Annotated in this window: 9 protein-coding genes; 4 read left to right on the top strand and 5 right to left on the bottom strand. The window is 68.8% G+C overall.

Annotated features, from left to right (window positions below; translation table 11 throughout):
• Positions 1-122: 122 nt before the first annotated feature.
• Positions 123-668 carry a SprT family zinc-dependent metalloprotease gene (locus tag KBY65_RS12775; protein ID WP_254994415.1) on the bottom strand — a complete coding sequence of 182 codons (546 nt, stop codon included), beginning with the start codon at positions 666-668 and terminating at the stop codon, positions 123-125.
• Between the two features lie 53 nt (positions 669-721).
• Here KBY65_RS12775 and KBY65_RS12770 point away from each other — a divergent pair, with 53 nt between their 5' ends.
• Together KBY65_RS12770 and ligA are read left to right on the top strand one after the other, a co-directional pair.
• On the top strand, positions 722-1,144 hold the full coding sequence (locus KBY65_RS12770) for a hypothetical protein (protein ID WP_094561489.1): 423 nt from the start codon (positions 722-724) through the stop codon (positions 1,142-1,144).
• A 10-nt stretch (positions 1,145-1,154) separates the two neighbouring features.
• Positions 1,155-3,254: an NAD-dependent DNA ligase LigA gene (ligA, locus tag KBY65_RS12765; protein WP_255001824.1), complete on the top strand. Its 2,100-nt coding sequence runs from the start codon at positions 1,155-1,157 to the stop codon at positions 3,252-3,254.
• 9 nt (positions 3,255-3,263) lie between these two features.
• Here the strand turns inward: ligA and KBY65_RS12760 are convergent, their stop codons facing one another.
• Positions 3,264-5,990, bottom strand: coding sequence for a cation-translocating P-type ATPase (locus KBY65_RS12760; protein WP_255001823.1), 2,727 nt, complete (start codon positions 5,988-5,990; stop codon positions 3,264-3,266).
• Positions 5,991-6,069: 79 nt separating this feature from the next.
• Between KBY65_RS12760 and KBY65_RS12755 the strand changes: the two genes are divergently transcribed.
• Positions 6,070-6,294, top strand: coding sequence for a hypothetical protein (locus KBY65_RS12755; RefSeq protein WP_094561486.1), 225 nt, complete (start codon positions 6,070-6,072; stop codon positions 6,292-6,294).
• Here the strand turns inward: KBY65_RS12755 and KBY65_RS12750 are convergent.
• The gene (locus tag KBY65_RS12750; protein WP_094561485.1) at positions 6,270-6,899 is read right to left on the bottom strand and encodes a TVP38/TMEM64 family protein; all 630 of its coding nucleotides are present in this window, start codon (positions 6,897-6,899) and stop codon (positions 6,270-6,272) included. The two genes, KBY65_RS12755 and KBY65_RS12750, sit on opposite strands and share 25 nt — an antisense overlap.
• A gap of 84 nt (positions 6,900-6,983) precedes the next feature.
• Between KBY65_RS12750 and KBY65_RS12745 the strand changes: the two genes are divergently transcribed.
• Complete coding sequence (locus KBY65_RS12745; protein ID WP_143592916.1) at positions 6,984-7,106, top strand: type II toxin-antitoxin system Phd/YefM family antitoxin; 123 nt, start codon at positions 6,984-6,986, stop codon at positions 7,104-7,106.
• 134 nt (positions 7,107-7,240) lie between these two features.
• Here the strand turns inward: KBY65_RS12745 and KBY65_RS12740 are convergent, their stop codons facing one another.
• Positions 7,241-7,654 carry a type II toxin-antitoxin system VapC family toxin gene (locus KBY65_RS12740; protein ID WP_233128758.1) on the bottom strand — a complete coding sequence of 138 codons (414 nt, stop codon included), beginning with the start codon at positions 7,652-7,654 and terminating at the stop codon, positions 7,241-7,243.
• Positions 7,651-7,887 carry a type II toxin-antitoxin system VapB family antitoxin gene (gene vapB, locus KBY65_RS12735; protein ID WP_094561484.1) on the bottom strand — a complete coding sequence of 79 codons (237 nt, stop codon included), beginning with the start codon at positions 7,885-7,887 and terminating at the stop codon, positions 7,651-7,653. Before vapB ends, KBY65_RS12740 begins: the two co-directional genes overlap by 4 nt.
• Between the last annotated feature and the right edge of the window lie 13 nt (positions 7,888-7,900).

Raw genomic sequence — 7,900 nt, 5'->3', positions numbered from 1 at the left:
GAAAGGTTTTGGGCTTGCTCATGTCCCATTCTCCAGCCCAGATCCATTGCTGTCACTGGAATCTGGGCAGATTGGAGAGCGTCTGTGGAGAAGCAGGCGGTGGGGTTATGTGCGACAGGCTCCTAGGCCGCTTGCTCAAAGTGCAAGAGGCAGCTGGCATGCCAGCGCCCGCCATGGAGCCGCTCGCAGCACAAGCGGCAGGCCAGGCCCTTCACCCGGCGTCGGTAGGGCGCTTGCACGCCGCAGGTGGGACAGCAGGCCAACCAGCGGGGCGGCGTGGTGCTGGCAGGCAGGGGATAGCGGTGGCGGATGCTCACCTGAAACTCGCTCTGGGCCGCATTGATGGCGGCCATCCGGGCCCTGAACTGGGGGCCGTGCACCTCCTGGGCGCCCACCACCCGATCCACCCAAACGTGAATCATTTCGTGGCAGAGGGTGCTGAGGGTGGCCGCACGGGGCAGGGGGTCGAGCAGGGGCCGCGACAGCACGATCTCGCAGAGGCGCCGTCCATCGGCATGCCGACCGAAGCGATACATCCCGGCCGTGCGGCGCATGCGGCCGTCGCTCCAGCGGAGCTCCACCAGCCGCTGGCCAGCGGGCGCCAGCGAACCGTCGAAGTGCTCCCGATCCAGACGGTGAAACAGCGGCAGCAGGGGCTCAAGGGGCATGCCGGCTTGGCAGTCAGTCAGACTCTGGCCCAGTCAACGCAATTTATTTCGAGATGGACTGGGGTCTCACCCGCGACATCGGCACCAAGGCCCTGCTGGCTGGGGCCGGGACCCTGCTCCTCTACTGGACGGTCACGGCGGTGAAGCTTGTGCTCAGCGCCCGCGGCATCAACCCCCTGATCAAGCAGTTCTTCACCCAGGTGGCCAGCGGCCAGATCGATGGCGCCTACCTGCTCACCACCAAGAACTACCGCTCCCATGTGAACCGGCAGCAGTTCATCCGCTTCCTGGCGGGGCTGCAGCTCAACAAATACCGCAACCTCAAATCCGGCCGGCCCCGGCTCGATGACGGCCAGCTGATCCTCACCGTGAAGCTCAAGAGCGACGGCAACGACGAATTGCCGCTGGATTTCACCTTCGTGAAGGTGGAGGAGCAGTGGCGCGTCGATCGCATCACCAAGCTGGCCGCCGCCTGAGCCCCTCGCTGTGACGTCAGATCAGGCCCGCGCGGAGGAGCTGCGCCAGCTGCTCCAGCGTGCCGCCCACGCCTACTACGTGCTGGATGCCCCCGACCTGGAGGATCCCGTCTACGACCGGCTCTACCGGGAGCTGCAGGAGCTCGAGGCCGCTCAGCCGGAGCTGGTCAGCCCCGACAGCCCCACCCAGCGGGTGGGCGGTGCCCCGGCCGAGGGCTTCAGCAGCGTGGAGCACCGCATCGGCCTGCTCAGCCTCGACAACGCCTTTTCGCTCGAGGAGCTGGAGGCCTGGTATGGCCGCCTGCTCAAGGTGCTCGACCGCACGCCCGAGCCTGGAATGCCCCTGCCCCAACTGGCGATGGTGGGCGAGCTGAAGATCGACGGCAACGCCCTGGCGCTGAGCTACGCGCAGGGCCTGCTGGTGCGGGCCGCCACCCGCGGCGATGGCGAGCGGGGCGAGGAGATCACCGCCAACGTGCGCACGATCCAGAGCGTGCCGCTGCGGCTGCAGCTGGAGCACCCGCCGGCCTGGGTGGAGGTGCGCGGCGAGGCCCTGATTCCCGATGGCACCTTCGCGGCGATCAACGCCGAGCGGGGCCAACGCGGCGAAGCCCTGTTCGCCAACCCCCGCAACGCCTGCGCCGGCACCCTGCGCCAGCTCGATCCGTGGGTGGTGGCCGCCCGGCGGCTGGATTTCTTCGCTTACACCCTGCACCTGCCCGACGACTGGCAGCCCGGAGCGGACGGCGCGAACGGGGGCGATCCGCCGCGACCCACCAGCCAGTGGGAGGCGCTGCAATGGCTCCAGGCCGCCGGCTTCAAGGTGAACCCCAACGCGGCGCTGCTGCCGGATCTAGCGGCGGTGGAGGGGTTTTTCGCCCAATGGGATGAGGGCCGCAAGGCCCTGCCCTACGCCACCGACGGCGTGGTGGTGAAGCTCAACGACCTGCGCCTGCAGGCCGACGCGGGCTTCACCCAGAAGGCTCCGCGCTGGGCGATCGCCCTGAAATACGCCGCCGAGGAGGCCCCGAGCCGTTTGCTACGGCTGGGCTGCCAGGTGGGCCGCACCGGGGTGGTGACGCCCGTGGCCGAATTCGAGCCGGTGCCCCTGGCCGGCACCACGGTGAGCCGGGCCACGTTGCACAACGCCGATCGGCTGGCGGAGCTGGATTTGCACGCCGGCGACACGATCGTGGTGCGCAAGGCCGGCGAGATCATCCCCGAGGTGGTGCGGGTGCTGCCGGAGCTGCGGCCCGCCGGCGCGACCCTGCTGGAGCTGCCTCACGTCTGCCCCGAATGCGGCGCAGAGCTGGTGCGCGAGGAGGGGGAAGCGGCCACCCGCTGCGTGAACAGCAGCTGCCCGGCGATCCTGCGCGGCGCCCTGCGCCACTGGGTGAGCAAGGCGGCCCTGGATGTGGATGGCGCCGGCAGCAAGCTGATCGAACAGCTGGTGGATCGGGGCCTGGTGCACTCGATCGCCGACCTCTACCGCCTCGATGCAGCGCTGCTAGCCAGCCTCGAGCGCATGGGGGGGAAAAGCGCCGAGAACCTGGTGGCCGCCCTGGCCACCTCAAAACAACAGCCCTGGCACCGCCAGCTCTACGGCCTCGGCATCCACCACGTGGGCGAGGTGAACGCCAAGGCCCTGGCCCAGGCCTTCCCCAGTGCTGCTGATCTCACTACCGCCGCTGCCAACACGCCTGAGGCGATCACCGCCGTGTTCGGCATCGGTGAACAGATCGCCGAGAGCCTGCAGCAGTGGTTCGCCACCGCCGCCAACCAGCGGCTGCTGGAGCAGCTGGAGGCACTGGGCTTCTCCCTGGCGGCCACCGAACCCGAACTGGCGGAGGCCGCCGCGCGGGCCCACGACAGCGGCGGCGCGGCGCTGCAGGGCCAGACCTTTGTGCTCACCGGCACCCTGCCGTCGATGAGCCGCAGCCAGGCCCAGGCCCTGATCGAGGCCGCCGGCGGCAAGGTGAGCAGCTCGGTGAGCAAGAAAACCAGCTACGTGGTGGCCGGCGCCGAAGCCGGCAGCAAGCTCAGCAAGGCCGAGAGCCTCGGGGTGGCGGTGCTGGATGAGGCGGGGCTCAAGGCGCTGCTGGCTGCCTGACCCCCTCGATTAGGCGCTGGGATCGAGCCGGTTGGCCAGCCAGGCCACCGGCAGAATCGCCACCATCGCCAAGCCACACGCCCCCAGCTCGGTGAGCCCGATCGGCGCCGTCTGGAACAGGCTGTTCATCGGCCGCCACTGGCTGAACACCACCTGCAGCAGCACGGCCAGGCCGATCCCCAGCAGCAGCTGGGGGCCCCGGGCCACCGACCCGGCCTGGCCCAGCAGCCCCGCGGCCAGGCTGCGGCCCAGCTGGCTGATGCTGAGCAGGTAGATGATCCGGGCGGCCACCAGCGCCTGAATCGCCGCCGTGCGGGCCAGCTGCAGGCTGCCACCGCCGATCCGCACCCACTCGAACACCCCGAAGATCAGCACCCAGTTGAAGGCGGACACCACCAGGATGCGCCGCAGCAGCCGGGGCGTGATCAGCGGTTCATGGGGATCCCGCGGCGGCCGGATCATCGTGTCGGGCGCCTTGGGCTCAAAGGCCAGGGGCACGGTCATCGTGATCGAGTTGATCATGTTGAGCCACAGCACCTGCAGGGCCAGGATCGGCAAATCGCGGGCCAGCAGGGCGCTGATCAGGATCGTCATCGACTCACCGCCGTTCACCGGCAGCAGGAAGGCGATCGCCTTGCGCAGGTTGCGATACACCGTGCGCCCCTCCTCCACCGCCGCCTCAATCGAGGCGAAGTTGTCGTCGGTGAGCAGCATGTCGGACGCCTCCCGGGCCACCTCCGTGCCGCCCTGACCCATGGCGATGCCGATGTCGGCCTGCTTGAGCGCCGGGGCGTCGTTGACGCCATCTCCGGTCATGGCCACCACCTCCCCCTGGGCCTGCAGCGCCTTCACCAGCTCCAGCTTCTGAGCCGGGGCCACCCGGGCAAACACCTGGCCAGCGGCGGCGGCGGCGGCCAGCTGGGCCGAATCCATCGCCGCCAGGTCACGGCCGGTGTAGGCCCGCAGAGGTTCGGCCTCGCTGGCTTGGCTGGCCGGTTCCGAACCGCCCAAGCCCATGCGGGCGGCAATGGCAGCCGCAGTGGCGGCGTGGTCGCCGGTGATCATCCGCACCGAGATGCCGGCCCGCTGGCAGGCCGCCACCGCCGCGATTGCCTCCGGCCGCGGCGGGTCGAGCATGCCCTGCAGGCCGAGGAACACCAGACCGCTCTCCACATCCTCGTGGCTGAGGTCGTGACGGTGGTGGGGCAGGCGCTTGGCTGCGAAGGCGATCAGGCGAAGTCCCTTGCCGGCCAGTGCATCCACCCGCTCCTGGATCGCCGCGACCGTGACGGGCACAACCGCACCATCGGCGGCGAGCATGCCGGCACAGCGGGGCAGCAGGGCCTCGAGCGAGCCCTTCACCTGCAGCAGCCGCTCGCTGTCGTCCCCGTCATGGAGGGTGGCCATGTACTGGTGGTCGGAGGCGAACGGAAGCACGTCCAGCCGCGGCCAGTGACCCTCTAGCCCTGCCCGGGTGAGGCCAGCCTTCTCCGCCGCCGCCAACAGGGCCCCCTCGGTGGGATCCCCCTGGCAACTCCAGTTGCCGTGCTCCTGCATCAGGCGGGCGTCATTGCAGAGCACGCCGCAGCGCAGCAGCTGATCCAGGGGGTCGGGCAGGGGATCCACCACCGCACCACTGGCATCGAGCAGGTCGCCATGGGGGCTGTAGCCGCCTCCGGTGACGCGATAGCTGACGCCGCCGGCCTCCACCACCTGCACCGTCATCTGGTTTTCGGTGAGGGTGCCGGTCTTGTCGGAGCAGATCACCGTGGCACTGCCCAGGGCCTCCACCGCCGGCAGCTTGCGGATGATGGCGTGGCGGGCCGCCATCCGGTTCACGCCGATCGCCAGGGTGATCGTGACCACCGCCGGCAGGCCCTCGGGGATCGCACTCACCGCCAGAGCCACCGCCGCCTCAAACACCTCGGCAAAGGGCTGGCCGCGGCCCAGGCCGATCGCCAGGGTGAGAGCCGCCACCGCCAGGATGAAATAAAGGAGCACCCGACTGAAGCGGGCAAAACGGCGCGTGAGCGGCGTGCTCAAGCTGCTGCGCTGCTGCAACGACTGGGAGATGGCCCCCATCTCGGTGGCATCACCGGTGGCCACCACCACCCCAAACCCCTGACCGGAGGTCACGAAGCTGCCGGCGTGGACCATGCAGCGACGGTCGGCCAGGGGCGTATCGGATAGGAGGGGGGCCAGGTCCTTCAGCACCGGCAGCGATTCCCCCGTGAGCCCCGACTCATCGACCTGCAGATCCCGCACCTCCACCAACCGCAGGTCCGCCGGCACCTTGTCGCCCGCGGCCAACTGCACCACATCGCCCGGCACCAGATCACGGGAGGGGATGCGCAGGGTCTGGCCGTCGCGCAACACGGTGGTCTCCGTGCTCACCGAGCGGGCCAGGGCCGCAATCGCCCCCTCAGCCCGAGCCTCCTGGATGTAGCCGATCACGGCGTTGATCAGCGTGACGGCCCAGATCACCAGGGCGTTGGTCCAGGAGCCCAGCAGAGCCTTGATCAGACCCGCCACCAACAGGATGTAGAGCAGGGGCTGGTGAAACTGAAGCAGCAGCTTCAGCCATCCCGGCTGGGTCGGCGGCTCGGCCAGTTCGTTGCGGCCATAGCGCTCACAGCGCCGCGCCACCTCGGCGGCAGCAAGGCCCTCAGCGGGGTCACTGCCGAGCTGCTGCAGCACGGCAGCGGCGGTCTGCGCATGAGGCGAGGCGTCCAGCATGGTTTGGCTTGCAGCGGCGCAGCAACCCTCGCAACCTAGGCAGGGTGGCCAGACTCAGATCCCCGGCGCTGCTTCGGCCATGACCCTGCCCACCCCAGAGCCTGGCGCTGAACGGCCGTCGATCCATCGCTGGATCAAGGCGCCCTGCGGCCGGGCCCAATATGCCGAGCTGGCGAACCGCTCCGGGCTGCCGGCAAAGCTAAGGCTGGCCTGGTTTGTGCTGATCGCCGCCCTGCGCGACTGGAACCTGCCCGATCCGGACCAGGCAGAGAGCGCAGATCAGCCCGAATCTCCGGGCTCCTGAAGCGCCCGTTGAGCCGCCCGGCCCACCAGCCACACCACCACCACGGTGGCCAGCAGCCCCACAATCCGCAGGGCCCAGGTGCCGGGATCAGCCTGGCCGGAGAGCACCTCGCCAAAGCGGGCCACATCGCCGGCCAGGGCCCCCAGGCCGCAGAACAGAATCGTGCCGGGCACGATGCCGATCAGACCAATCGAGTAGTCGCGCAGGCTCACGTCGCTGAGGCCGTAGGCGAGGTTGAGCAGGGAAAAGGGAAATACAGGCGAGAGCCGGGTGAGCAGCACCAGCTTCAAGCCCTCCCGACTCACCGCCTGCTCGATCGCCAAAAGCTTGGGCACAGCGCTCAGCCGCTGCCGGGCCCAGCCACGCAGCCAGGTGCGGCCGAGCAGGAAGGCCGCCTCCGCCCCGAGGCAAGCCCCCACAAACACAATCAGGCTGCCCCACCAGGGTCCGTACAGGGCTCCGGCCAGCATCGAGGCCCACACCCCGGGAAGCAGAAGGGTGACCCAGAGGGCATAAAGCGGCACGAAGGCCGCCGCCCCCCAGGGGGAGCGCAACGCCTCAAGCAGCTGTGGCAGCCACGCCGGCGGAAGGAGGTCTGGGGTCAGCGCGATGCGTCAGGCAACACGCCCCCATGCTGGTGCAAGGCCGACCGCTTGGTGACGGCACAAAAAGGCCATCAAGCTGATTTGATGGACGTTTCGGTCACCCAGTTCCGCGCCCACTGTCTGGAGCTGATCCGGCAAGTGGAAGCCGGGGGAGAAGAGGTGCAAATCAGCCGCATCGGCGTGCCGCCAGCGGATCACCCCCCTTGATAGGCCTGCGTGGCTCAGGTTGGTTCGAGCTGAACGAGGGAACTCGGTGCTGGATGCTCAGGTCTTCTCAGCCCTGCAGTGAGGGTGCTCCTCGATACCCACGTGTAGCTCTGGTGGCTGCTGGATGTGGTTGATCAGCTGTCCACCCAGTTTTCAATCGCCAGATCCGGGTAGCCCTGGAAATCCGAGGGATTGTTGGTGACCAGCACCACCTCCAGCGCAAGCGCATGGGCGGCGATCAGCTTGTCGAGAGCATCGCGGCGGCGTAGCCGCGTCGCCCAGCGCACAGGGCCGTAGGCGCGGGCCGCCTGGCGATCGAAGGGCAGCACCGGCACCTCCAGCAGAAACTGTTCCAGGGCCTGGCGGTTGCGATCCGCCTCCGCGCCGGAGGCCACCACGCCGAACTCCAGCTCCGCTGCCGTAATGGCCGAGATCACCACCTCCCCCACCCGGCAGGCAGCGAAGCGATCAGACACCTGTGGCGGCTGATCCTTCATCAGATAGATACAAATGTTGGTGTCGAGCAGATAGAGGGGCCGAATGGTCACAGGGCCTCCCGATCGGCCTGCTCCTGATCGCCGCGGCCATCGGCCATGAAATCGGCTGAAAACCGGGAGAGAGCGGCCAAGGCGCCGCGAATGGGACGCCCGGCTGGCCGGATCCTCAACTCGTCTCCCACCCTCTCGATCTCCAGCTCCAGATCACTGCGCCCATAGGCCAGCTCTGCAGGGATACGCACGGCCTGGGAGTGACCATTACGGAACAGCCGGGTGGTGGCCATGGCGGAACCCAAG

The organism is Cyanobium sp. Alchichica 3B3-8F6 (assembly GCF_024346435.1).
Lineage (GTDB): Bacteria > Cyanobacteriota > Cyanobacteriia > PCC-6307 > Cyanobiaceae > Cyanobium_A.
Note: the sequence above shows the minus strand (reverse complement) of the source record. Positions and strands in the feature narration are given on the sequence as shown.